The sequence below is a fragment of the Flavobacterium sp. 40-81 genome (assembly GCF_001898245.1).
GTDB lineage: Bacteria > Bacteroidota > Bacteroidia > Flavobacteriales > Flavobacteriaceae > Flavobacterium > Flavobacterium inviolabile.
On sequence record NZ_MKTM01000035.1, the window covers coordinates 1 to 26,736 of the forward strand.

General features: G+C 40.1%; 20 protein-coding genes and 1 tRNA gene. 14 read left to right on the forward strand and 7 right to left on the reverse strand.

Annotation, left to right across the window (positions count from 1 at the left end; all coding sequences use genetic code 11):
- Window positions 1–21: 21 nt before the first annotated feature.
- Window positions 22–105, reverse strand: a tRNA-Ser gene (locus BGO42_RS14445).
- 340 nt (window positions 106–445) lie between these two features.
- On the opposite strand from BGO42_RS14445, the gene BGO42_RS14450 reads away from it, so the two are divergent.
- Both BGO42_RS14450 and BGO42_RS14455 read left to right on the forward strand, forming a co-directional pair.
- Window positions 446–1,624, forward strand: a complete 1,179-nt coding sequence (locus BGO42_RS14450) for an acetyl-CoA C-acyltransferase (RefSeq protein ID WP_177734321.1) — start codon at window positions 446–448, stop codon at window positions 1,622–1,624.
- Window positions 1,625–1,711: 87 nt separating this feature from the next.
- The gene (locus tag BGO42_RS14455; protein WP_177734320.1) at window positions 1,712–2,473 is read left to right on the forward strand and encodes a C40 family peptidase; all 762 of its coding nucleotides are present in this window, start codon (window positions 1,712–1,714) and stop codon (window positions 2,471–2,473) included.
- Between the two features lie 45 nt (window positions 2,474–2,518).
- Here the strand turns inward: BGO42_RS14455 and BGO42_RS14460 are convergent, their stop codons facing one another.
- Both BGO42_RS14460 and gyrA read right to left on the reverse strand, forming a co-directional pair.
- On the reverse strand, window positions 2,519–3,838 hold the full coding sequence (locus BGO42_RS14460; RefSeq protein WP_177734319.1) for a tetratricopeptide repeat protein: 1,320 nt from the start codon (window positions 3,836–3,838) through the stop codon (window positions 2,519–2,521).
- A 17-nt stretch (window positions 3,839–3,855) separates the two neighbouring features.
- Complete coding sequence (gyrA, locus tag BGO42_RS14465; protein WP_177734318.1) at window positions 3,856–6,378, reverse strand: DNA gyrase subunit A; 2,523 nt, start codon at window positions 6,376–6,378, stop codon at window positions 3,856–3,858.
- A gap of 265 nt (window positions 6,379–6,643) precedes the next feature.
- Here gyrA and BGO42_RS14470 point away from each other — a divergent pair, with 265 nt between their 5' ends.
- The 5 genes from BGO42_RS14470 to BGO42_RS14490 all read left to right on the forward strand — a co-directional run bounded on the left by BGO42_RS14470 (window position 6,644) and on the right by BGO42_RS14490 (window position 12,184).
- Window positions 6,644–9,190 carry an ATP-dependent Clp protease ATP-binding subunit gene (locus tag BGO42_RS14470; RefSeq protein ID WP_177734317.1) on the forward strand — a complete coding sequence of 849 codons (2,547 nt, stop codon included), beginning with the start codon at window positions 6,644–6,646 and terminating at the stop codon, window positions 9,188–9,190.
- 82 nt (window positions 9,191–9,272) lie between these two features.
- Window positions 9,273–10,640 carry a 30S ribosomal protein S6--L-glutamate ligase gene (rimK, locus tag BGO42_RS14475; RefSeq protein WP_177734316.1) on the forward strand — a complete coding sequence of 456 codons (1,368 nt, stop codon included), beginning with the start codon at window positions 9,273–9,275 and terminating at the stop codon, window positions 10,638–10,640.
- A gap of 12 nt (window positions 10,641–10,652) precedes the next feature.
- Window positions 10,653–11,168, forward strand: a complete 516-nt coding sequence (locus BGO42_RS14480) for a DUF421 domain-containing protein (RefSeq protein WP_273247060.1) — start codon at window positions 10,653–10,655, stop codon at window positions 11,166–11,168.
- Between the two features lie 9 nt (window positions 11,169–11,177).
- On the forward strand, window positions 11,178–11,762 hold the full coding sequence (locus BGO42_RS14485; protein WP_273247059.1) for a TMEM175 family protein: 585 nt from the start codon (window positions 11,178–11,180) through the stop codon (window positions 11,760–11,762).
- 56 nt (window positions 11,763–11,818) lie between these two features.
- Window positions 11,819–12,184 (forward strand): DUF1304 domain-containing protein, encoded by a 366-nt coding sequence (locus BGO42_RS14490; protein ID WP_177734313.1) that lies wholly within the window; start codon window positions 11,819–11,821, stop codon window positions 12,182–12,184.
- Window positions 12,185–12,187: 3 nt separating this feature from the next.
- Here the strand turns inward: BGO42_RS14490 and BGO42_RS14495 are convergent, their stop codons facing one another.
- Entirely contained in the window at window positions 12,188–14,362 is a 2,175-nt protein-coding gene (locus tag BGO42_RS14495; RefSeq protein WP_273247058.1) for a bifunctional alpha,alpha-trehalose-phosphate synthase (UDP-forming)/trehalose-phosphatase, read from the reverse strand.
- 426 nt (window positions 14,363–14,788) lie between these two features.
- Complete coding sequence (gene hutH / locus BGO42_RS14500; RefSeq protein ID WP_177734310.1) at window positions 14,789–16,297, reverse strand: histidine ammonia-lyase; 1,509 nt, start codon at window positions 16,295–16,297, stop codon at window positions 14,789–14,791.
- 145 nt (window positions 16,298–16,442) lie between these two features.
- Here hutH and BGO42_RS14505 point away from each other — a divergent pair, with 145 nt between their 5' ends.
- From BGO42_RS14505 to BGO42_RS14530, 6 genes are all read left to right on the forward strand, one after another.
- On the forward strand, window positions 16,443–17,804 hold the full coding sequence (locus BGO42_RS14505) for a TlpA disulfide reductase family protein (RefSeq protein WP_273247057.1): 1,362 nt from the start codon (window positions 16,443–16,445) through the stop codon (window positions 17,802–17,804).
- 206 nt (window positions 17,805–18,010) lie between these two features.
- Window positions 18,011–18,601 (forward strand): TetR/AcrR family transcriptional regulator, encoded by a 591-nt coding sequence (locus BGO42_RS14510; protein ID WP_273247056.1) that lies wholly within the window; start codon window positions 18,011–18,013, stop codon window positions 18,599–18,601.
- A 10-nt stretch (window positions 18,602–18,611) separates the two neighbouring features.
- On the forward strand, window positions 18,612–18,833 hold the full coding sequence (locus BGO42_RS14515; protein ID WP_177734307.1) for a hypothetical protein: 222 nt from the start codon (window positions 18,612–18,614) through the stop codon (window positions 18,831–18,833).
- Between the two features lies 1 nt (window position 18,834).
- Window positions 18,835–20,061 carry an MFS transporter gene (locus tag BGO42_RS14520; RefSeq protein WP_273247055.1) on the forward strand — a complete coding sequence of 409 codons (1,227 nt, stop codon included), beginning with the start codon at window positions 18,835–18,837 and terminating at the stop codon, window positions 20,059–20,061.
- 4 nt (window positions 20,062–20,065) lie between these two features.
- Complete coding sequence (locus BGO42_RS14525; protein ID WP_273247054.1) at window positions 20,066–20,809, forward strand: helix-turn-helix domain-containing protein; 744 nt, start codon at window positions 20,066–20,068, stop codon at window positions 20,807–20,809.
- Window positions 20,810–20,838: 29 nt separating this feature from the next.
- Entirely contained in the window at window positions 20,839–21,996 is a 1,158-nt protein-coding gene (locus BGO42_RS14530; protein WP_273247053.1) for an FAD-dependent oxidoreductase, read from the forward strand.
- A 65-nt stretch (window positions 21,997–22,061) separates the two neighbouring features.
- Here BGO42_RS14530 and BGO42_RS14535 read toward each other — a convergent pair whose 3' ends face one another.
- Both BGO42_RS14535 and BGO42_RS14540 read right to left on the reverse strand, forming a co-directional pair.
- Entirely contained in the window at window positions 22,062–22,907 is an 846-nt protein-coding gene (locus BGO42_RS14535) for an NAD(P)H-hydrate dehydratase (RefSeq protein WP_273247052.1), read from the reverse strand.
- A gap of 137 nt (window positions 22,908–23,044) precedes the next feature.
- On the reverse strand, window positions 23,045–23,854 hold the full coding sequence (locus BGO42_RS14540; protein ID WP_273247051.1) for a toxin-antitoxin system YwqK family antitoxin: 810 nt from the start codon (window positions 23,852–23,854) through the stop codon (window positions 23,045–23,047).
- Between the two features lie 433 nt (window positions 23,855–24,287).
- On the opposite strand from BGO42_RS14540, the gene thrA reads away from it, so the two are divergent.
- Complete coding sequence (gene thrA, locus BGO42_RS14545) at window positions 24,288–26,729, forward strand: bifunctional aspartate kinase/homoserine dehydrogenase I (RefSeq protein WP_273247050.1); 2,442 nt, start codon at window positions 24,288–24,290, stop codon at window positions 26,727–26,729.
- Window positions 26,730–26,736 lie beyond the last annotated feature (7 nt).

Sequence of the window (26,736 nt, forward strand, 5' to 3'; positions counted from 1 at the left end):
TACGCTACACCCCGAAAAAAGCGGAGAGACAGGGACTCGAACCCTGGCGACGGTTGCCCGTCGACAGATTAGCAATCTGCTCCGTTACCACTCCGGCACCTCTCCTGCTTACTGAGGAATTAATCCCTTTTTGCGGTTGCAAATGTAGGATAACATTCTATTTCCTGCAACTATTTCACATTCTTTTTTCATTTTTTTTTCGCTTTTTTCTTAAAGTATTTCACGCTCAATAACATAGAATTTACAAAAACTTTATTATTTCATCATAAAAATCCCCACTTCCCTATTATTTGCATTGAAAAGCCTGTTTACCGGAGTTCCCATTATAATAATATCAATTTATTATTCCCTTACCCTAAGAAAATACCTGCTCAATAAAAATATCTTCATAAAAATGGTTAAATTCGCAACTTCAAGTATAATAACAAACCAACAACGAATAATCATGAGTAAAAAAGTAGTAATCGTTTCGGCAGTTAGAACCCCTATAGGAAGCTTTATGGGTGCACTATCTACTGTAACGGCTCCGCAATTAGGAGCTACTGCGATTAAAGGCGCATTAAATAAAATAAATTTAGATCCAAACTTAGTAGACGAAGTTTTAATGGGTAATGTAGTACAGGCAGGTGTTGGACAGGCTCCGGCCCGCCAGGCGGCTATATTTGCAGGATTACCCAATACGGTAGCGTGTACCACTATTAACAAAGTGTGTGCTTCCGGTATGAAAGCGATCATGCAGGGTGCTCAGGCAATTATGGCAGGTGATGCTGAAATTGTGGTAGCAGGTGGTATGGAAAACATGAGTTTAATCCCTCATTATGTACATTTAAGAAACGGATACAAATTTGGTCCGGCTTCTATGTTAGACGGAATGCAGAAAGACGGTTTAACAGATGCTTATGACAATAATGCTATGGGTGTTTGTGCTGACTTGTGTGCTACTGAATATAAAATTACAAGAGAAGAGCAGGATGCTTTCGCTATCCAGTCTTACGAGCGTTCTGCGAAAGCATGGAACGAAAATAAATTTGACAACGAAATTGTACCGGTTGCTGTTCCGCAAAGAAAAGGTGACCCGATTATCGTTTCAAAAGATGAGGAATACACTAATGTTAAGTTAGATAAAATTCCTTCTTTAAACCCGGTATTTACAAAAGACGGAACCGTTACCGCTGCTAATGCTTCTACTATCAATGATGGTGCTGCTGCAGTAGTGTTAATGAGCGAAGACAAAGCAAATGCTTTAGGTTTAAAACCGCTTGCTTACATTAAAGGATATGCTGATGCTGCGCAGGAGCCAAAATGGTTCACTACAACACCGGCAAAAGCACTTCCAAAAGCTTTAGATAAAGCTGGTATTGCTATTTCTGATGTAGATTTCTTCGAATTCAACGAAGCTTTCTCTGTGGTAGGATTGGCAAACGCTAAAATATTAGGATTAGATAACGATAAAGTTAACGTAAATGGTGGTGCCGTTTCTTTAGGACACCCTCTGGGATGTTCCGGAGCCCGAATTATCGTAACTTTAATCAATGTTCTGGAGCAAAACAATGCAAAAACCGGAGCGGCTGCTATCTGTAATGGTGGTGGTGGTGCTTCTGCTATCGTTATCGAAAGAGCTTAATCAATACAACTAAAATGATGAATTTTAAATCCGTGGTAAAACATGTACCGATTTAGAATTCATCATTTAACTTTAAAATAATTCTGAATGTTTGCAATTTGTAATCTTGCTATCGTCCCATTACGTGCCGAATCAAATGACAGAAGCGAATTAGTTTCGCAGGTGTTATTTGGTGAGCATTTTAAAATTTTAGAACAAACGCCAAACTGGTCTAAAATTAAACTGGCTTTTGACGGTTATGAAGGTTGGATTGACAATAAACAATTTCAGTCAATTTCTGAAGACAATTACAATGCTATTTCCAGTTCGGCAGCGATTTTAAATGCCGATCTGATTGAATACATCACCACTCCGAATAATTTTTTAATTCCGATTCCTTTAGGATGTTCCTTAACTTTTTTGGACATTCCGGAAATCAACACGCCTCAATTTGCTTTTGAAGGCGTAAAAGTCTGCGGTATCAAACCCAAAACCGAATTGATCAAAACGGCATTTATGTATTTGAATGCGCCTTATTTATGGGGCGGAAAAACGCCTTTTGGTATTGATTGTTCCGGTTTTACCCAGATGGTCTACAAATTAAACGGCTATTCCATTTTGAGAGATGCTTCACAACAGGCAGGACAAGGAGAAGCACTTAGCTTTATAGAAGAAAGTGAGCCCGGAGATCTGGCCTTTTTTGATAATGAAGAAGGGAAAATTGTTCACGTGGGTATGATCATGGAAGATAATTATATTATCCATGCCCATGGCAAAGTACGCATTGACCGCCTGGATCATCTTGGAATTTATAATATCGACACCGGACGGCACACACACAAACTCCGTGTCATTAAAAAGATAGTATAAAAAAACCGAAACTCACGTTTCGGTTTTTTTATATAAAGCTCTCCATTATTTCTGAGCTTTTAAAGCTTTGTATTTTACATCCATATCCAAAACCTGGTATGCATTTAGCAAAATGGCTTTAATATTCGGTTCTTTCGGATCAATTTGCAATGCTTTTTCAAAATATGGCAAAGCATCACTGTACATTTTATTTCTTTTCGTTTTTAACTCTTCAAATCTTTTATTGTCTTTTGGAGTAGTTCCCAACGAATTCATTTCTTTTACCATTTTATCCTCACCCTGTAGCATCAAAGCTCCTAAATTATTATAGGCATTGAAATAATTAGGATTCACTTCAATAGCCTTTTTGTAATATTTTTTAGCTTCTTCAATATCACCGGATGTTGTACTGATCACTCCTAAGTTGAACAATAAATCTGCATCGTTAGGATCTTTTGCCAATACTTCCGTGATTACTCTTTTGTAACCTACATAATCTTTAGCATCCAAGTAGATATTCGCTTCTGCCAAAAGCAAGCTCGTATCACCCGGATTAGCCTGTTTCGCATCGTTAATTGCCGCTTTCGCTTCTTCTACTTTCCCCTGGTGTACTAAAATTGAAGCAATGTTTTTATAGATTTCGCCTCTTTTAGAAGGAACTTTTTCATCACGTGGTTTTTCGTGAAGCCCTAATTTTATCGATTGCTTTCTGTCAGCATCCGTAGCAAAAGTTTCTTCTGCCCCGCTTGCTTTATTAACAGCGTAATAATTTGTTCCTTCTCCGGAATAGTTGATCTTTTTTAATTCGTATAAATACTTCAACGCACCGTCAAAATCCTGTGCCTGCATTGCTAAAATAGAAGCGTTATATAAATTTGACGCATCGCTTGGATCCAGATTATAGATTGCTTCAAAGATCTGAGCCGCTTCTTTAAATTTTGAAGCCTGGTTTAAAACGATTCCATAATTAACAATCATTGGCTTAACCGACATAATTGTTTCATTCACATCGTCCGTATACACCTTTTTACCGGTTTTTTTCTCGTATTCCAAAACGCCGTTTAATCCTTTTGCCAATTCATTAATCTTAGCCGGAGTTAAATTTTTTGCCATTAACTGTAAATCGCCCGGGTTACTTCCGTTAACACCGTCAAGCTCCAATAAAGGAGCCATTGCTTTATAGAAATTCGTATATACCTGATCCGGTTCTGCCAGACCAGACATGCCGCTTACTTTGTTTACAGCAGATTTATATTCTGAAATATCAGCAACAGACAGTTTTTCTTTAGCATATAATTTTTTAAGCGTCTTCAGTTCATCCTTCTGTGCAAAGGAAGCTGCCGAAAGCATCATGGACGATGCCAATAATACATATTTAATTTTCATATAATAGTTTTTAGTAGTTATTCCTGGGTATCGTTGGCTTCAATAGCAGCATCATTGTTGTCTTCCAAACCTTCTGCTCCTTCGATATCAATTCCTTCGTTTTCCTCACGCATTACTTTGGTTACCGCTGCAATAGAGTCGTTTCCTTTAATATTAATCAAACGTACCCCTTGTGTGGCACGCCCCATAACTCTTAAATCGGAAACTTCCATACGGATCGTTAATCCGGATTTGTTAATGATCATCAGGTCATCGGCATCCGTAACGCTGTTAATCGATACCAGTTTTCCGGTTTTATCGGTAATGTTCAGCGTTTTCACACCTTTACCACCACGATTCGTGATTCGGTAATCTTCCAAAGAAGAACGTTTACCGTATCCGTTTTCTGAAACAACCAGGATCTCGCTTTCCATATCGTTAACCGAAACCATTCCGATTACTTCATCTTTTTCATCTGCCAAAGTAATTCCTCTAACTCCGGAAGCACTTCTTCCCATCGGACGTGTTTTTCCTTCTTCAAAACGAACTAATTTACCAGATTTAACAGCAATTAAGATCTGGCTTTCACCATTTGTTAATTTTGCTTCCAGTAATTCATCGTCTTCTTTAATTGTAATCGCGTTGATACCGTTTTGACGCGGACGGGAATATTGCTCTAAAGGCGTTTTCTTCACCTGTCCTTGTTTGGTCGCCATAATTACATAATGACTGTTGATGTATTCTTCGTCTTTTAAATCCTGAGTACAGATAAAAGCTTTTACTTTATCGTCGTTCTCAATATTCACCAGATTCTGAATCGCTCTACCTTTACTGGTTTTGCTTCCTTCCGGAATTTCATAAACACGCATCCAGAAACATTTTCCTTTTTGGGTAAAGAACAACATATACTGGTGATTCGTAGCCACAAACAAATGCTCCAGGAAGTCCTGATCTCTGGTAGCCACTCCTTTTTGTCCTACTCCGCCTCTGTTTTGCGTTTTATATTCGGAAAGCGGTGTACGTTTAATATAACCGGCATGAGAAATGGTAATAACCACATTCTCATCGGCAATTAAATCTTCGATACTTACATCACCTCCGGCATATTCAATTACAGAACGACGGGCATCGCCGTATTTATCTCTGATTTCTGTTAATTCATCCTTAATAACACCCATTCTCATTTCTTTGCTTGCTAATAATTCTCTCAAATAAGCAATCAATTTCATGATTTCATCATACTCCGCTCTTAGTTTATCCTGCTCCAGTCCGGTTAGCTGACGCAAACGCATTTCAACAATGGCACGGGACTGAATGTCTGATAAATTAAAGCGCTCTACTAATTTTTCTTTTGCTTCGTCCGCATTTTTAGAGGCACGGATCAGCGCAATTACTTCATCAATATTATCCGATGCAATAATTAAACCTTCCAGGATATGGGCGCGCTCTTCTGCTTTGCGCAAATCGAACTCCGCTCTCCGCGTTACCACTTCATGTCGGTGTTCCACAAAATAGTGGATCAGCTCTTTTAAATTCAACAATTGCGGACGTCCTTTTACCAATGCAATATTATTAACACTGAAAGAAGACTGCAATTGCGTGTACTTATATAAGGTGTTCAGTACGATATTCGGAACCGCTTCACGCTTTAACACATATACGATTCGCATACCGTTTCTATCCGATTCGTCACGGATAGTCGAAATACCTTCAATTTTTTTCTCATTTACCAGATCAGCAGTTTTTTTGATCATCTCTGCTTTATTAACCTGATACGGAATTTCGGTAACAATGATCGATTCCCGCCCGTCCACTTCTTCAAAATTAGCTTTGGCACGCATTACAACACGTCCTCTACCCGTTTTAAAGGCTTCACGAACACCTTCATAACCATAAATAACACCGCCTGTAGGGAAATCCGGTGCTTTGATATGATGCATTAACTCATCAATCTCGATATCATTATTTTCAATGTAAGCCAGCGTACCGTCAATTACCTCAGTAAGGTTGTGCGGCGCCATATTGGTTGCCATACCTACCGCAATACCCGAAGCACCGTTAATTAACAGATTCGGTATTTTTGTCGGCATTACTTTAGGTTCTTCTAAAGTATCATCAAAGTTTAATTGAAAATCAACTGTTTCTTTATCTATATCGGCAAGAATCTCTTCCGAAAGTTTTTTCATTCTGGCTTCCGTATAACGCATTGCCGCCGGGCTGTCACCGTCAATCGAACCGAAGTTACCCTGACCGTCAACTAAAAGATAACGTAAACTCCACTCTTGAGCCATACGAACCATCGCATCATAAACGGAGCTATCGCCATGCGGGTGATATTTACCCAATACCTCACCGACAATTCTTGCAGATTTTTTATGCGCTCTATTCGATAATACTCCTAATTCATACATTCCGAATAATACTCTTCGGTGAACCGGTTTCAAGCCATCTCTAACATCAGGAAGCGCTCTTGATACAATTACTGACATCGAATAATCGATGTAAGCTGATTTCATTTCGTCCTCAATGTTAATAGGAATTAACTTTTCTCCTTCAGACATAAGTAGTTATATTAAAAAATTATATTTAATTCAAAACGTGCCAATATACGTATTTTTACAGTAATGTTTTACTTTTTCGCACATAAATTTCAGCAATTTATCAACAGTAAAAACCCGTAGAATGCTTAAAAATTCACACTTTTTAACTTTTATATGTCGTTTTTTTTTTGTCAATTAGCCTTACAGCTATTCTCTGAAATGTAAGGTATGGTTTTTGCTTTTACTCACCAGAATTAGTAAATTTACATGATAAAGATTTTAAGTAATGGACGATAATTTTTCACCAAGAGTTAAGGATGTAATAAGCTATAGTAAAGAAGAAGCTTTACGATTAGGGCATGACTTTATCGGCACTGAACACTTAATGTTAGGAATTTTAAGAGACGGTAACGGAACCGCAATCAATATACTGAATAATCTCTCCGTAGATTTAGAGCATTTACGCAGAAAAGTAGAAGTATTAAGCCCTGCAAATCCCAGTACCGATCGTAGTAATGAGAAAAAAAACCTGCATTTAACGCGTCAGGCGGAACGTGCTTTACGTACCACTTTTTTAGAAGCTAAAGTTTTCCAGAGTACTTCAATCAGTACCGCTCATTTACTGTTGTGTATTCTCCGAAACGAGAATGACCCGACAACGAAGCTTTTAAACAAATTAAAAATTGACTACGAAATAGTTAAAGAACAATTTATTGCTATGACATCAAACGAAGAAGATTACCTAGATAACCTGCCTAAAGCGGAGTCATTTAATGACGATTCCGGACAAGATGACAGTATGCGTGACACAGGTTTTAATAATCCTGGCACCGGCAAAGCAAATAAAAAATCAAAAACGCCTGTTTTAGATAACTTTGGTCGTGATCTGACCGAATTGGCAGAAGAAGGAAAATTAGACCCGGTTGTGGGACGTGAAAAAGAAATTGAACGCGTTTCGCAGATCCTGAGTCGCCGTAAAAAAAATAACCCGCTTTTAATCGGAGAACCGGGCGTTGGTAAATCGGCTATAGCTGAAGGACTGGCGTTGCGTATCATCCAGAAAAAAGTTTCCAGAATCCTGTTCAACAAACGTGTCGTAACGCTTGATCTGGCCAGTCTGGTTGCCGGAACAAAATACAGAGGACAGTTTGAAGAGCGCATGAAAGCCGTGATGAACGAACTGGAAAAAAATGATGATATCATCCTTTTTATCGACGAGATTCACACGATCGTAGGTGCCGGTGGCGCTACCGGTTCGCTGGATGCTTCAAACATGTTCAAACCTGCTCTGGCACGTGGCGAAATCCAATGTATTGGTGCTACAACGCTTGACGAATACCGTCAGTATATCGAGAAAGACGGTGCTTTGGAAAGACGTTTTCAAAAAGTAATTGTGGAGCCTACTACCGTAGAGGAAACGATTACCATTTTAAACAACATCAAAAACAAATACGAAGACCATCACAATGTTATCTATACGCCGGAAGCTGTTGAAGCCTGCGTAAAGCTGACCAACCGTTATATGTCGGAACGTTTCCTTCCGGATAAAGCGATCGATGCTCTGGACGAAGCCGGTTCCCGTGTACACATTACCAATATTGACGTTCCGAAACAAATTCTGGACTTAGAACGTCAGCTGGAAGAAGTTCGTGAACTTAAAAATTCGGTTGTTAAAAAACAGAAATATGAAGAAGCAGCCAAACTTCGCGATGACGAAAAACGCATCGAAAAAGACCTTGCTGTAGCTCAGGAACAATGGGAAGAAGATGCCAAAAACAACCGTATCGTTGTTACAGAAGACAACGTAGCCGATGTGGTATCCATGATGACCGGAATACCGGTAAACCGTATTGCCCAGACTGAAAGTAATAAATTAGCTCATTTACCGGAACTCATTAAAGGTAAGGTAATTGGACAGGATGAAGCTGTTTTAAAAATTGCAAAATCCATTCAAAGAAACCGTGCCGGATTAAAAGATCCGAACAAACCAATCGGTTCGTTTATTTTCTTAGGTCAGACCGGTGTTGGTAAAACCCAGTTGGCCAAAGTTATTGCAAAAGAACTATTTGATTCTGAAGATGCTTTGGTTCGTATTGACATGAGTGAGTACATGGAGAAATTTGCGATCTCCAGATTAGTGGGAGCACCTCCGGGATATGTTGGTTATGAAGAAGGCGGACAGCTTACCGAAAAAGTAAGAAGAAAACCCTACTGTGTTGTTTTGCTTGATGAGATTGAAAAAGCCCATCCGGATGTATTCAACATGATGTTACAGGTACTGGATGACGGCCATTTAACCGATAGTTTAGGTCGTAAAATCGATTTCCGTAATACGATTATCATCATGACCTCAAACGTTGGTGCCCGTCAGTTAAAAGACTTCGGACAAGGTGTTGGTTTCGGAACTGCTTCGAAACAGGCTCAGGCAGACGAAAATTCAAAAGGAATCATCGAGAATGCACTGAAAAAAGCATTTGCTCCGGAATTCCTGAACAGAATTGATGATGTCGTAGTATTCAACACTCTTGAAAAAGAAGATATTGACAAAATTATCGATATTGAACTGGATAAATTATACGATAGAGTTGCCGATTTAGGATATAAATTAGCGCTATCGGAAAAAGCGAAGGATTTTATTGCCGAAAAAGGCTTCGACAAACAATTTGGAGCGCGTCCGTTAAAAAGAGCGATCCAGAAATATGTGGAAGATGCTTTAGCAGAAGAAATCATCACTTCCAAAATTCATGAAGGCGATGAGATTTTTATGGATCTCGACGAGAGCACCCAGGAACTCACCGTTAGCATTAAGAAAGCTGAAAAACCTACTAATTAAGTAGGTTTTTTCTTTTTTTAGGCAAAAGTGTTTGGCATTTCAAAAAAAGTAGTACATTAGAATTACTAATTAATAAATAGAGATGTTAGACAAAGTTATTGTAGGTAGCGAAGAATGGTGCTCATTCCCAGCACTTGGGATTCCAACTATTAAAGCTCGTGTAGATTCGGGAGCAAAAACTTCCGCACTTCACGCTACAAACATTACCCCTTTTGAGAGAAATGGGGAAAATTGGGTGAAGTTCGATATCAATCCGATTCAGAACAATATTAAAGCGGTAATTCACTGCCAGGCACTTTTGGTAGACAAACGTGTTGTAAAAAGCTCCAGCGGATACCGTGAGCTGCGTTATGTAATCAGAACCCTGCTGGAAATCGGAGGAAGCGAATGGGAAGTTGAGCTAACACTAACAAACAGGGACTCAATGGGTTTCCGCATGCTGTTAGGACGTGAAGCCATGTCCGGCAGAATTTTGGTGGATCCGGAACAAAAATATTTGTTGGGACAGCCTACTCATGAAAAAATAAAAGAATACTATTATAGCGAAGAACCTTCAAAAAAAGGACTTCGTATTGGTTTATTAGCCAGTAATCCGGAATTATACAGTAACAAAAGAATCATTGAAGCCGGTGAAATGCGTGGTCATGAAATGCATTTCCTTAATTTAAAATACTGTTATATGAAACTGGATGCTACGGCTCCGGAAATTCACTACCGCGGTGGTCGTGTGCTAAACGATTTCGATGCCGTAATTCCGAGAATCCGTCCCAGTATGACCTACTACGGCTGCGCACTGACGCGTCAGTTTGAAGCCTTAAAGGTTTTCTGTCTTAACAATTCGGCGGCAATAAGCCAGTCCCGGGACAAACTATTTTCACTACAATTATTACTGAATAACGGTGTGGACATCCCGACTACCGGCTTTGCCAATTCTCCGTTGGACACTAACGATTTAATTAAGATGGTTGGCGGTTCCCCGCTGATTGTCAAGTTATTGGAAGGTACTCAGGGAAAAGGTGTTGTACTGGCAGAAACCAAAAAAGCGGCAGAAAGTGTTATCAATGCTTTCAAGAGTTTAAATGCCAATATATTGGTTCAGGAATTTATCAAAGAAGCAAACGGTAAAGATTTACGCTTGTTTGTGGTAGACGGTAAAGTCGTAGCTGCTATGCAGCGGGAAGCCTTACCGGGAGAATTCAGAGCCAACATCCATTTGGGTGGAACCGCTTCGGTTGTAAAAGTAACTGCAGAGGAAAAACGCATTGCCATTAAAGCAGCCAAAGCCATGAACTTAAAAGTTGCCGGTGTGGATATTATCCGTTCTTCCAAAGGACCTTTATTGCTGGAAGTTAACTCCTCGCCCGGCCTGGAAGGAATTGAAGGAGCAACACAAAAAGATATCGCAGGAGAAATGATCAAGGCCATTGAAAAGAATTTCAAATGGAAATAAACTAAGCAGCTGATGAATGCCTACCTGGATATAATCATAAGAAGTACCGCTGTATATTTATTTATGGTTATTGCCTTGCGTATTTTTGGCAAGAAGCAGTTATCCCAGCTCAATACGGCCGACGTTATCCTGATTTTACTCATCAGTAACTCGGTTCAGAATGCTATGGTAGGCAGTAATACCAGCCTTTTCGGAGGTCTGGCAGCAGCATTGGTTTTGTTTTTAGTCAACATGGCTTTTAAAAAGCTGATTTTCAAATACAAAAAACTCGGTGATTTTTTACAGGACAAACCGGAAATATTGATCCATAACGGAAAGCTGGAGTTTGACACCCTGAGTAAATTGGGAATCTCGTCCGATGAGCTCTATGAAGCCATACGCGAACACGGCCTGGAACGCTATAAAGATGTCAAACTGGCCATGCTGGAAATTGACGGTAACATCAGTGTTATTTCCGGTGACAGTACTCTAAAACAAACGCATCACAAACGGCGGATACACAAATCGTTACATTCCGAAAACTCTTAATTTCAATATATGAATAAAACCAGACTGGAAGCTTTTAGCGACGGCGTACTGGCCATCATCATCACCATTATGGTTCTGGAGATCAAAGTCCCGCATGACGTTGATTTCAATTCGTTAAAACCCATTTTACCCGTTTTTCTAAGTTATATCCTGAGTTTTATTTATGTGGGGATTTACTGGAACAACCACCATCACATGATGCACACGGTAAAACAGGTATCCGGAGGGATTCTCTGGGCAAACCTGCACCTGCTGTTCTGGCTTTCCCTGATCCCGTTTGTAACAGCATGGATTGGTGAAAATCACTTTGCTCCTTTTCCGATGACCATGTATGGCGTCATTCTTTTAATGTGTGCTGTTGCCTATTTTATACTGCAGGCTTTAATCCTGAAAAAGCACGGACCGGATTCTGTTTTATCCAAAGCTATCGGAAAAGATATAAAAGGAAAGTTATCGCCTGTTTTTTACATACTGGGAATTATCGCCTCCAGTTTTAACGGTTTGATTGCCGGCGGATTTTATGTGCTGGTTGCCATAATGTGGCTCATTCCGGACAACCGGATTGAAAAGATTGTTGCCGAAAAAGAAGATTAAATCACTGTCAACCCCCTTGAAAATTACCTAACGTTTCACAATTAATACAAATTTCCATGGTACTACTTTCTAAAATAATTATCGGATTTATAGCCTTACTCCACCTTTATATTTTATGGTTGGAAATGTTTGCCTGGACAACCCGGGCAAAAAAAGTATTCAAAAGCGTACCGGCCGAAATGTTTGAAAAAACAAAACAGATGGCAGGAAACCAGGGCTTGTATAACGGCTTTTTAGCCGCCGGATTGATCTGGTCGTTATTGATTTGTGATGTCCAATGGAGCATGCATGTGGCAACCTTCTTTTTAGGCTGTGTTCTGGTAGCCGGGCTTTATGGCGCCATGACCGTACAGAAATCGATACTGTATGTGCAAAGTGTTCCGGCAATTTTAGGCTTACTCAGTATCTATTTTTTAAAATAACAGCTATCCCTGTTTGTCCGTTAATTTATAGAGGAATCCTATTGTGTCAGCTTGTTTCGGGATATTATACCGGGCAGCGTTTGATGTTTTCCCTACTTTTATAGTAACTGCACCGGCAGGCAGGGCAATAAACATTTCTTCGTCGGTAGTATCATCTCCTATTGCCATTACAAAATCGTAATTGCTTTCTGCCGCCAGTCTTAACGCTTCGGTACCTTTATTGTATCCGCCAGGTTTCACCTCAATAATTTTATTTCCTTTCATTATTTGCAGGTTCTGTCTTGAACATGGATTGATCAGGTCATTTATTAACTGGGTGACACGAAGTTCAGCTAACCACACGTCTACATCCCTGTAATGGAAAACCAAAGCCGCTTCTTTTATTTCCAGTTTTGAACGGGGTGTTTTCTTTACGGTGTGCTTCATGATAGTTATTATCTCGCTGTCCCATTCCATTTTTGTCGTTTTACCCTGCCATTCCCCCTGTTCTTTATAAAACATGCCGTGTTCGGCTGCTATGCCCAAAGGCAAATGTCCTAACCAGCTCTCCAGAGTTTGCCTGTCTCTGCCACTGCTAATGATAATCCGGTTTGCCGCGTCGCTGCTCATTTTTTCCAGCAGATGTAGTATTTCAGGTGTTGGATATGCCTTCATCGGGTTACTGTGAAACGCTGCTAATGTACCATCATAATCCAAAATAATCAGCCGGTTCCGGGATTGCGTATAAGCCTGTCTGATTTCGTTAAAATGAACCTCTTGTATCACTTTCTGCTGCAGGCTTTTGTTTTTCTTTTTTACATGAGCCAGCTCTTCGATAAAATCTTTTGCCCATTGGCCTACATGCTGTACAGAAATAATTTCCTGCATATTGGAAATAGCAGTACTTTGCTCCTCCTCAGACATTTCCAAAGCCTGCAAAATCGCGCTTTCTATTTCTTTCAGATCGTTTGGGTTAACAATCAGGGCATCCGGCAATTCAATGGATGCTCCTGCCATTTCACTCAATATCAGCACTCCTTTTCCATCCCGTTTGGACGCCACATATTCTTTTGCAACCAGATTCATCCCGTCCCGGAACGGGTTTACCAGGCAGATGCTGGAAATATTGTATAAAGCAGCCAGTTCTTCAAACCGGAAAGAGCGGTAAAAATAATAAACCGGCCTCCAGTCTGCTGTTGAATATTGACCATTAACAGCACCAACTTTCCGGTCAATATCTTCTTTCAGTTTTGCATATATAGCAACATTATCACGCGAAGGCGCTACTATCATAACGAGAGATACCTTACCCTGGTACTGCGGGTTATTATTTAAAAAATACTCAAAACTTTTTAAACGCATTAAAATCCCCTTGCTGTAATCCAACCTGTCAACTGACAATACAAGCTTACCACTTCCAAAATCTTTTTTAAGCTCTTCTGCACGCCGGCTGATGTCAGGATTAAGCAGCGCCGTATGAAACATTTCATAGTTAATTCCCATCGGAAATGCATCTACATCGACTATCCTGTCGTGCAGGTAGATCTCGTCCAAATGACAATCCAGCTTCATAACCCGGTAAATAGTACTGATAAAATGACGCATATAGCCATGCGTGTGGAATGCTATAAGGTCGGCCCCCAACAGTCCACTGAGTATTTCGGCTCTTTCAGGCAAACTCCGGAACAATTCGTAAGAAGGAAAAGGAATATGGTGAAAATATCCGATACTTATGTCGGTCATTTTTTCCCGGATCATTCGCGGCAACAGCATGAGCTGGTAATCCTGTACCCAAATCGTATCGCCGGTAGCAATCACCTCTAATGCTTTTTCACAAAACAGGGCATTCACCTCTTTATAGGCATCCCAGTAGTCATTCTGATACCGGACATTACTAAAAAAATAATGAAAAAGCGGCCATATAACACTGTTGCTGTAACCTTCATAATAATTTTCGATTTGATCGGGCGTCAGGTAAACCGGATGGTAATTCAACAACTCTAATTCCCGATCGATTTTCTTTCTTTCCCCTGGTTCTTCAATGTACAGCCCCGGCCAGCCAATCCAATGTGTTTCCATTGTCGTTTCCAGCGAACTCAGCCCTGTTGTAAGTCCTCCGGTACTCGGAACGATTCTGTACCCCTTTTCTTCTTCGACTACTTTTAACGGCAGCCTGTTGGATATGATCACTAATTTCATAAGAATATATAATTTGTATCGGTTGCTATCCCAATAAGTAAAAGCAATTATAACCTCGTTATTCTTTGATTAGCGCATCTGTCTGCAAACAGAAAATATTTAGCATCGCCTAAGCAAACTGAATTAAAAATAGTCAACATTTATTTCGGATAAACACCGATAAAAAAGACAGCTCCCTCCGGGGGTGATTTAAAAAAAAGTAGATTTAATAAAAGAAAACAAGGCTGTTTTCAAAACACTGTATTCACAAATATAGGGCTTTAGGAGCAATAACGAAAATAAAACATCATTTCAGCTGTTCCCGTCAGACAGATATGAAGTGTCATTTTTGTGTAAATGCGACTACCGTTTTGATACCATAACTGGTATTTCGTAAAACAAAAAAAGACTTCCAATGGAAGTCTTTTTCATTTATCAGCTATTGGCTTATTCAAAAACCACTTCGTCCATCTGGAAGCTGTTTAAGAAAGCAACCGATTTTTCAATGTCATAATGTAAGATACGGTCTTCATGAACAAGCGGCACTTCTTCTCTGTAGGATTTCAGGAACATTTCGATAAAATCACTTGATTTTAAAGGTCTTCTGAATGCTACTGCCTGGGAAGCATTCATCAATTCAATGGCAAGGATACGCTCTAAATTTTCCATAATTTTTAAAGCCTTCGTTGCTGCATTTGCTCCCATACTCACGTGGTCTTCCTGACCGTTTGAAGAAACAATACTGTCAATACTGGCCGGAGTAGCATATTGCTTGTTCTGGCTTACAATACTCGCCGCGGTATATTGCGGAATCATGAATCCGGAATTTAATCCCGGGTCGCTCACTAAAAATGCCGGTAATCCTCTCAAACCGGAAATTAACTGATAAGTACGTCTTTCAGAAATACTTCCCAGTTCTGCCAAAGCTATTCCCAGGAAATCCAGAGCTAAAGCCAAAGGCTGTCCGTGGAAATTTCCTCCGGAGATGATCTCATCACTTTCAATAAAGATATTCGGATTATCGGTAACGGAGTTGATTTCCGTTTTAAATACTTTTTTCACATAGTCGATAGTATCCTTGGAAGCACCGTGCACCTGTGGAATACAACGGAACGAATACGGATCCTGTACATGTTTTTTAGGCTGTGCAATGATTTCGCTGTCTTCCAGTAATTCCTGGAAACGTTTTGCGGTATTGATCTGCCCTTTGTGCGGACGAACCAAATGGATCAGCTCATTAAACGGTTCGATTCTTCCGTCAAATCCTTCTAACGAGATGGCTCCGATAACATCGGCTAAATAAGAATATTTGCTTGCTTTCAGCAATACATAGCTTCCGTAAGCACTCATAAACTGTGTTCCGTTCAATAATGCCAGCCCTTCTTTAGATTGTAAAACAATAGGCTCCCAACCCATTTTTTCCAATACCTTTTTCGCCGGTTGACGGAATCCGTCAGCAAATACTTCTCCTTCTCCCAATAACGGTAAAGACAAGTGTGCCAATGGTGCCAGATCGCCGGAAGCGCCCAAAGAACCCTGCGAATAAATAACCGGTAAAATATCGTGGTTATAAAAGTCAATAAGTCTTTCTACCGTTTGCAGCTGCACTCCGGAATGTCCGAAACTCAAAGACTTAATTTTTAACAGCAACATGATTTTCACAATTTCATGCGGTACTTCATCACCGGTACCACAAGCATGCGATTTCACTAAATTTTCCTGTAACCTGGATAAGTTTTCATTCGAAATTTTTACATCACACAAAGATCCGAAACCGGTATTAATTCCATAAATAGGTTCGTTGTGTGTTTGCATTTTATTATCCAAATAAGCTCTGCATTTTTCAATATTAAGACGGGCTTCTTCCGATAAGGCAAGGGTTTTATGCTCTGTAATTATTTCTTGTAGTAACTCCAATGAAATCACGTCGGAGCTTATATAATGTACTGTATCCATTTTATTGTATAAATTAATTCCTCAAAATTCCGCAAATTAAGGGTAAAAAACAAGACATATTATTAGTATTTGGTATAATTGAATTATTAATCACAATTCTTATATTTGAGCAACTAAAATTCAAACAACTAAAAACCTGTTTAACATGAAGAAAGTAATTTATTTACTGCTGGTAATTGTTTTTGCTTCTTTCGCCGGTCCGAAAGAAACCATTACCTTATCGGGTAAAATCAGTAATGCTGATGAAAACAAAATCAGAATCAGAGGGGAAGCCTTTGAAAAGGAAATCACCTTAAAACCCGACGGATCTTTTTCGGAGAGTTTTCCAATTGACTACAACGGGACCTATACTCTGGGCACCAAAAACAACCGTATTGCCTTATACCTGGCCAAAGGTACCAAGCTGGCAATTAATGCCGATGATAAGAACTTCACCACTACCCTGGCTTTTTCTGGAAACGGCAGTGTTGAAAACCAGTATATCGCTAAAAAGAATGAAATTGTAAACAAGGCACTGGGCGATCCGCAAGCTTTTTACAGCCAGGATGAAAACACATTCCTGACCAAAAATTCCGAATTAAAAAAGACGGTTTTAGAGTTATACAACAAAACAAAGTTCAGTGATGCTGCTTTTAAAACCAGCGAACTAAAAAACATCAATTATTTTGAGCAACTTTTAAATGCCAACTATGCTCCTTACCACGCGCATTATACAAAAAAAGAAGATTTTAAAGTATCGGCAGGCTTCCCTCTTTTTGACGAAAAGACAAACCTGGATAGCGAAGAAGACTTCTTGTTTTCAAATCCTTACAAACAGATTGTAGCGGCTAAATTCCGTGGGAAAATAATGGAACAGTTAGGTGAGGATGCCGATTATACTTCAAAAGTAGCCCTGCCGGAAATCAAAAAAATCAAGAGCCCGAGCATTAAAAACAGTTTACTGCAAAACTTAGGTTATGAGGTTGGAGCCGGAAATCCGGATGCCGAAAACCTGTATAAAGAATTAATGGCGTTATCAACTAACCAGAAATTCAAAGATGAATTAACGACCAAGTTTAATAAGATCAAAACACTAACTGTTGGAAAACCGTCGCCGAAATTCAACTACGAGAACCATAAAGGCGGAAAAACATCCTTAGACCAGTTAGCCGGAAAATATGTGTATATCGATGTATGGGCAACCTGGTGCGGACCGTGTCGTAAAGAAATCCCTTTTTTACAGGAAGTGGAAAAACAATATCACGGTAAAAACATTGAATTTGTAAGCCTTTCCATTGATGCTAAAAAAGACCATGAAAAATGGAAAAATTTAGTGAATGAAAAAAGTTTAGGCGGTATTCAGCTGTTTGCCGATAACGACTGGAACTCTCAATTCGTAAAAGATTATGCTATTGAAGGTATTCCAAGATTTATTTTAGTAGACACTAAAGGAAATATCGTAACGGCCGATGCTCCGCGCCCATCCGATCCGAAACTGGTTGAACTGTTTCGTTCCTTAGGGATTTAATAAAAAAGCGCTTCGAAAATGAAGCGCTTTTTTTATATAGGATACATGAGGTAAGAAGTGTGAAATTAGAAGTATGAGGAATGAAGGATGAAGTGGGATTTGCGAGATGTTCTCAGAATATTTTTACCAAACTAAAAAAATATTTTTCATAAGTAAGCGAACATTCATTTATTAATATTACTTTTGTTCCGATAAAATGAAAGACTATGCGAACACGTGATACTAATAAAGAAGACCTGGTAAAGCAAAAAGCTATAGAAATGCTTGCCGATAAAGGGATTGAAGGCTTTAGTATGAATCGTCTGGCTAAAGAAAGTAATGTTTCGGTGGCAACACTGTATATCTACTATACCGACAAAGACGATCTGATAAAAAAAATCGGTGTGGAAATCGGTCAAAAATTCTTCGCTGCCATGATGAACGGATTCGTACCCGGTATGCACTTTGTAGACGGGCTCCGGAAGCAATGGGAAAACAGGGCCGATTTCATGATAAACCACATGGCAGAAATGGGTTGTTTGGAAATACTGCAAAACTCCTCCTATGGCGAATATATCATACAGGAAAGTGTAAAGGATTTCAGAACCTTAATGACTGATTTTTTTACCAATGCTGTAGCAAAAAAACAAATGATACCCGTTTCAAAAGATGTATTCTGGAGCATTGCCTACGGTCCGTTATATTCGTTGCTCCGCTTTCACAACAGGGGTAAAAGTATGGGCGGCATGCCTTTTACACTAACCAACGAAATCCGCGATGAAACATTTGAACTGGTTATTAAAGCACTAACACCATAAAAGTATTGTTATGAAACTGCAAAACATATTCATATTTGCGACCAATATCAAAACCAAAAAAAGCAAACACAAAATCCGTAAAATTTTAAACGCCCATATTGCCATAACCGCCTGGAGCATTGACCAGGATGATATTGATTGCGTCTTAAGAATAGTAACCGATACGTTAACGGTATCACAGATAATAGCACTTGTTAACGTTCATCATTATGAGTGTAAAGAATTAATATAAAATGAACGATCAGACACCAACAATACCCTTTACCGGCTATCAGAAATTTGTAGTTTTCTTATTAGCCATCACCCAATTTACCGTTGTACTGGATTTTATGGTAATGTCGCCTTTGGGAGATATTATGATGAAAACATTGAGCATCAGCCCTTCCCAATTTGGTGTGGCGGTATCTGCCTATGCCTTTAGCGCCGGGATTTCCGGACTTCTTACAGCAGGTTTTGCCGACCGGTTTGACCGTAAAAAACTCCTGTTATTTTTCTATATCGGTTTTGCAACAGGAACCCTGTTTTGCGCATTAGCACCAACGTTCCCGCTGCTGGTAATTGCCCGGATTGTCACCGGAATATTCGGTGGGGTAATCGGTTCTATCTCTATGGCAATAGTAGCCGACCTGTTCAGCCTGCAACAGCGCGGGAAAGTAATGGGTTTTGTTCAAATGGGCTTTGGCGCAAGCCAGGTTTTGGGTATCCCGATCGGTTTATATATCGCCAATAAATGGGGCTGGCATATTCCGTTTTTATGGATAGCCGTAATGGCGGGTATTATTGCGCTTACCCTTTTCCTGAAACTAAAACCCATCAACGAACACCTTTCATTGCAAAGAGATAAAACGGCTTTCCAGCATTTGCTGCATACAATAGCTAAAAAAAATTATAGAATCGGTTTTCTGTCAACAGCCCTCCTATCCATTGGCGGCTTTATGATGATGCCTTTTGGCAGCGCATTTGCCATTAACAATTTAAAAGTAACAGAAGAACAATTACCGCTTATTTTCCTGGTTTCCGGTATTGCTACGCTAATTTCAATGCCTTTTATCGGAAAATGGAGTGATAAAATCAGTAAATTCAAATTATTTGCTGCGGCCACTAGCTGTGCCATCATAATCATTAATATTTATGCCCATTTTTCGGCAACACCATTTTGGCTGGTTCTGACAATGAATGTATTGATGATGGTGGCAATAATGAGCCGGATGGTACCGTCCATTGCGCTCACCTCGGCCATTCCACAGGCACAGGACAGAGGGGCTTTTATGAGCATCAATGCGTCATTACAGCAAATGGCAGGTGGTTTCGGAGCCATGCTCGCAGGAGTTATTATTGTACAAAAAGACAATTTTACCCCTTTACAGCATTATGATACACTAGCCATGATAGCCTCTACCATTATGCTATTCACCATTTATATGGTATACAGGGTAAACAAATTAGTTTTAAAAAAGTAAATGAGTGGACTATAAACTGATCAATCCGCCTCAGTCAATTGCCGCATTTGTTGAAAGTTTCTGGATGCTGCACAATCCTTCGGACGAAAACAAAGAGGTCATTGTATTGCCCGATGGCAGGATTGATTTGTTTTTTTCAGTATCGGCAACCGAACCGTTCCATATCACTCTTTTAGGGCTGGAAACCCAACCGTCTTATGCCACCATTGAACCGCAAACGCTCACCTTTGCCATCAGCTTTAAGCCGCTTGCAGCAGAATATCTGCTACAGCAAACAGTATCGGACCTATTGGATACCGCCATCCGTTTACCGGCCGGCTTTTGGGATTTTAATGCCGGTGATCTAAGCAGCTTTGAACATTTTTGCCAAAAGGCAGTCCATACAATACAGGAACGTATCCCTGAAAATATTGACGAAAGAAAAATAAAACTTTTCGATCTGATGTTTGCTTCAAACGGAGCACTATCGGTAAAAGAATTTTCAGAAAAAGTATATTGGAGCAGCCGGCAGATCAACCGCTATTTTAACAGGCAATACGGTATCTCTTTAAAAACCTATTGCAATATTCTCCGGTTCAGGGCTTCCTTTGACCATATCAAAAAAGGCAAGCTGTTTCCCGAGCAGGATTTTTTCGACCAGCCGCATTTTATACGAACCGTAAAAAAACTAACCGGTGTTTCTCCTAAAGAACTGCGTCACAATCAAAACGACCGATTTATACAATTTTCAACCCTCACCGGAAAATAACTTTGTTCCGTAATTAAAAAGATACGGAAATGAATCTTAAAGACAAACAAATTGCGATAATCGGCGGTGGTCCGGGCGGACTAACGCTGGCAAGACTTTTACAGCAGGGAGGCTGTAAGGTAACCGTTTATGAACGGGATCTGAACAAAAATGCCAGAGTACAGGGCGCCAATCTGGATTTACATGAAGAATCCGGTTTGGCAGCACTTCGAAAAGCTGGTTTAATGGCTGCTTTTTATGCCAACCATTTACCGGATGCCGGAAAATTAAGAATAACAGATCATCACGGTACCATTTGCCTGGACGATCATCAGGAAGGTAGTATAGCAGAAAACCGGCCTGAAATTGACAGAGGTCCGCTTCGGAAAATATTACTGGAATCACTACAGGACGATACCGTGGTCTGGGACAGCCGGTTCCTTTCGATGGAAAAAGCAAATGACGGGTGGCGGTTACATTTCCACAACAAAGAAAACGTTTATGCCGATATTGTTATTGGTGCAGACGGTGCGAATTCCAAGATCAGACCTTATTTAAGTGCTATAAAACCGGTATATTCCGGCGTTACCATCGTTGAAGGCAACATTTACGAAGCAGAAAAAAGTACCCCGAAACTCTTCAACCTGTTAAAAGGAGGTAAATTATTTGCATTAGGAAACGAACAGTCCCTGATTCTTAGTACAAAAGGTGACGGAAGCATTGCTTTTTATACCGGTGAAAAAGTAGATAAAAATTGGGTAACGGAGAGCAACATCAATTTTAAAAACATCCCGGAAGTAAAAAACTGGTTCGTTAAAAGCTTCCCCGATTGGGACGTGATGTGGCACGAATTATTTACCGCAGAAAAAATAACCATTATACCACGGCCTTTATTCCATTATCCGTCCAGCCAGCATTGGGAACCGCAAAGCAATCTTACGATCATTGGAGATGCTGCACACAGAATGCCGCCTTATGCCGGTGAAGGTGTTAACATGGCAATGCTGGATGCGTTGGAACTGAGCGAGATCCTGCTCGATGATAAATCCGGTGATACCAAAGCTTCTTTTAGCGCATACGAAACAAAAATGCTGAAAAGAGCTGCTGAAGTAACTACAATGACCATGGTCAATACCGTTGCACTCCACAGTTCCGGTGCTTTACAGTATATCCTGGAAATGTTCCGCAGTTTCGATCAGCAGGCATAGCAACCTGATCAGGGAACCGGTATTTTCGGTTCCCTGATTAGCTATCAATTATTCTAAAATGGTTTTTAATATAAAGTCAGGAATGCTTTTCCGAGATTGTCAATACAGTCCGATGCGATAAAAGCATGATACCCCACATCCGACAAAGCAATATCTGCCGTCAGCCCGTGTACATATACACCCACTATTGCCGCATCAAGAGGTTCGTAGGATTGTGCCAGCAGGCCGGTAATAATTCCGGTCAGCACATCACCGCTGCCACCAGTAGCCAGAGACTGATTTCCGGTGCTGTTTTCAAAAAGGGCATCGTGATACACGATCACCGTTGGCGCACCTTTTACCACCACTACCAGATCGTATTCTTTAGAAAAAGTCTTTACTTTTTTTATTTTTCCGGCATCGTCATGCCATTCCCCGATAAGCCGTTCCAGTTCTTTTTTATGCGGGGTCAGTATCGTTTTGGGCGGTAATAGTTCCAGCCATTCTTTATTTTCAGAAAGTATATTCAGTCCGTCGGCATCCACTACCAAAGGAGCTTTGTTGAGTTTTAAAAAGTGAAAAAATGCCTGCTGGGTTTCCGAATGCAGCCCCATCCCTACTCCAATGCCTATAGCCCGGAAATCGACTGCCTTGTCGATGGCTGTTAAATGTGTCGGATAATCATCGGTAATGACCATGACTTCCGGAATTATCGTCTGCACGATATCATAACCGCATTTGGGAATATATGCCGTAACCAATCCGGCTCCGGATTTCAAACAGGCTTTAGCCGACAGTGCCGGAGCACCGATCTTGCCATAACTGCCGCCCACAATCAAAGCGTGGCCCTGCAGCCCTTTATGTGCAAATTTATCAATCGGTTTAAATCGCTTTAGAATTTCGTTCTTATCTGTTCGCATCAAATTTTCCATTATTTCCGATTTTAAAGACTTCTATAAATTTACAACTATTTCTGCATAGTCCCTTTATCATCGCTGCTAATCCTGCCTTTATATTACAGTATTATTAACAGCAAAAATATGGTCCTAACTTAAAGATAGGCAGCCTATTATTTTTTTGGCCTTCCGTTTTCAAATACTACCGCTGCAAGCAATTTGCCGTTATCATCATAATGATTAAAAATGCCATTGCCGTTTTTAAGCGTACCCGGATCTAATTTGTTACCGTTTTTATCATGGCGTTCCAAAACCTCCATTAGCCTGTTATCGGCCATTATTGCTTTTATGGTAACGATTCCGTTTTCAAAATAGGTCGTGTGCTCTCCAGTAATAGAATTACCCTTCAGGAAACCGTCTTCTTTTACTTTGCCGCTTTCATAATACGTTATATATTTTCTTTCCGGTTTGCCAATTACATAAAACTCTTCCGTTTTAATTTTTCCGTTATGATAGTATTCGGTATACTTACCCGTTTTAATTCCTTTGTCATAATGCTGAACCGTGTACTTTTTACCGTCATCAAAATATACTATAAATTCACCATCCGGTTTGCCATCCGCATAATTGGACACCAATTTTTTCTTCCCGTCTTCATAATATGCCATGCTTTTTCCATGCCGGATGCCATTGCTGTAGTTTTCTAAAAATCTTACATTGCCGTTTTTATAATAGATCCGCCAGGTACCGGTTTCCTTCCCTTTATCATATTCCCCTTTTTTCCATAGCTTTTGGTCATCATAAAAATAGGTCCATAAACCCGTTTTCTGATTATCCTGATAACTTCCCTTCCCGCTTTTTTCGTCTGTATACGACAGCTCATCCACCGTTATGGTCGTTGGGGAATGACTTTGCGTGTTTTCCTGGGCATATAGCACACCTGTTAATAACAAACAGGCTAAGAGGTAACTGTTTTTAAGCATTTTGTTTTGGTAATAATTGCTGTGAGAACGCAATTATACACAACTTTACAGAGATGGCAAAACAAAAATCTTCGTTATTTTTTCATATAAATCAGTGATTACAATGCTGTTGCCAAAATACATCCGGTGAATTTATACCGGCAGCTTGCCATTTTAAAACAAAAAATAATTATATTTGTTTTAATGTTAAGCAACAATAGCAAATATTACCCTCTTGCTACAACCGTAACTGTATCGGTTGCAACTGCCGTTGCTACAACATCTACAACTACAACAACTACCCCTTTAGGGGTATAATCATTACATATAATCCATTGTGTGCACTTGTTATTTTTAACAAGACGGCTTAGTTGTTTCTCTTAACAACCCTTTCCTTTATATTTTTAATCGTATTCATTTGTAAAACAACAGATGGATCCAAAAAGATAATCCTATGAAAGTCTTAAAATTTGGCGGCACTTCGGTAGCCAATGCCCAGAATATCATACAGTCCATTTCCATTATTAAACAAAAAAGCGGTAAAAAAGTTGTTGTAGTATCCGCTTTGGGCGGTATAACCGATGCTTTAGTTGAAGCGATAAACAAAGCGAAACATAAAGATCCCGAATATAAAAATGCACTTATAGCAATAAAAGACAGGCATTTCAGTACTGTTGAAGCGCTGTTGCCTGAGGAAAATAAAGACGTAATAAACCAATACATTACAGCGGCTTTTGCCCATATCGCTTCGCTTTTGGAAGGTTGTTTCCTGTTAGGGGAATTGTCAGACAAAACAACCGATACCATACTCGCCTACGGAGAATTGCTTTCTTCCCGTATTATTTATGAGAAGCTAAAACAACTGCCCGGTAAAGTCGCTTATGCAGACAGCCGCGAGCTTATTAAAACCGATGCCAACTTTGGCAATGCCCATGTAAATTTTGAAACTACCGATTTCTTAATCCAGTATTTCTTTGATAAAAACCAGGCAGAAATTACAATATTACCCGGATTTATAGCAGAAGCCTATAACGGTCTGACCACTACTTTGGGACGTGGCGGTTCCGATTATACTGCCGCTATTATTGCTGCTGCGCTCGATGCGGAACAATTGGAAATCTGGACTGATGTGAGCGGCATGTTTACTGCCAATCCCAGAATTGTCAAACAAGCCAGGCCAATTCCGGACATCAGCTATAAAGAAGCAATGGAATTATCCCATTTCGGAGCCAAAGTATTGTATGCCCCAACCATTCAGCCGGTTTTAAACAAACATATCCCGATTCACATTAAGAATACTTTTGCCCCGGAAGACTACGGCACTGTTATCCGCAATGAAGTCGTTCCAAATAAGGATTCCATCAGAGGCATCAGCCATATTGATAATATTGCGCTGATCACTCTGGAAGGTTCCGGGCTTATTGGTGTTTCCGGTGCGTCCAAACGTTTTTTCGGCGCGGTTGCCAAAGAGCAGGTCAACATTATTTTTATCACACAGGCATCCTCGGAACATTCCATTTGCATTGGTATTTCAGAACAAAATGCTTCCAGGGCAAAACGGGCTATTGATATGGAATTTCAATACGAGATCAAACAGCTGAAAATCAAACCTTCCTGTATTGAAAACAACCTCAGTATTATTGCCCTGGTGGGCGAAAACATGAAAAACCACCAGGGTTTAAGCGGCAGGATGCTTAGTACTTTAGGCAAAAACAATGTGAATATCCGGGCGATCGCACAGGGAGCTTCCGAACGCAATATTTCGGTGGTTATCCAGCAAAAAGATGTCAAAAAAGCATTGAACACGCTGCACGAGCGATTCTTTGAAGACAACATCAGGCAGCTGAACCTTTTTATCAGCGGTGTGGGAAATGTAGGCGGAAAATTTATCGATCAGATCAACCAGCAGAAAAAATACCTGAAAGACAATTTAAAACTGAATGTCAGGGTTATTGCTATTTCCAATTCCAGAAAAATGTATTTTGACGACGAAGGAATTGCCCTGAACAACTGGAAAGAACACCTGGAAGCCGGAGAAGCCAACAATACCGAAGCTTTTATTGCCAATGTGGAAAAACTGAACCTGCGCAACAGCATCTTTATTGACAATACGGCCAATGCGCATATTGCCGGCATATACGACCGCTTTTTAAAGCAGAATGTGGCTGTGGTAACCTGTAATAAAATTGCCTGTTCATCGGAATATGAGCACTATCAGCACCTGAAATCGCTGTCTAAAAAGTACAATGCTCCTTTCCTGTATGAAACAAATGTCGGAGCCGGTCTGCCCATTATTGACACCTTAAAGAATTTAATTATTTCCGGCGATAAAATCAATAAAATTCAGGCGGTTTTATCGGGTAGCTTAAACTTTATCTTTAACAATTTTAATAAAGACAACAGCTTCCACGATATTGTAAATCAGGCACAGCAGGAAGGCTATACCGAACCGGATCCGAAGATCGATTTAAGCGGAATTGACGTCATGCGGAAAATATTGATCCTAATCCGGGAAAGCGGTTACCAGATGGAAATTGACGACATTCATAACCAGTCCTTTTTACCGGAAGATGCTCTGACAGCAACAACTGTTCCCGGCTTTTTGGAATCCCTGCAGACCAATGCCGTCCATTTTAAAAATCTCTATCAGGATGCTGCCCAAAAAGAATGCCGCTTAAAATATGTGGCACAATTTGAAAACGGCAAAGCATCCGTAGGCTTGCAATGCATTGCTAAAGAACATCCTTTTTATAACCTGGAAGGGAAAGACAATATCGTGTTGTTTTATACCGACCGTTATTCCGAACAGCCGCTGCTGATAAAAGGTGCCGGTGCCGGAGCGGCTGTAACTGCTTCCGGAATATTTGCAGATGTAATTCGAATTGGTAACGTTTAAATCCCGA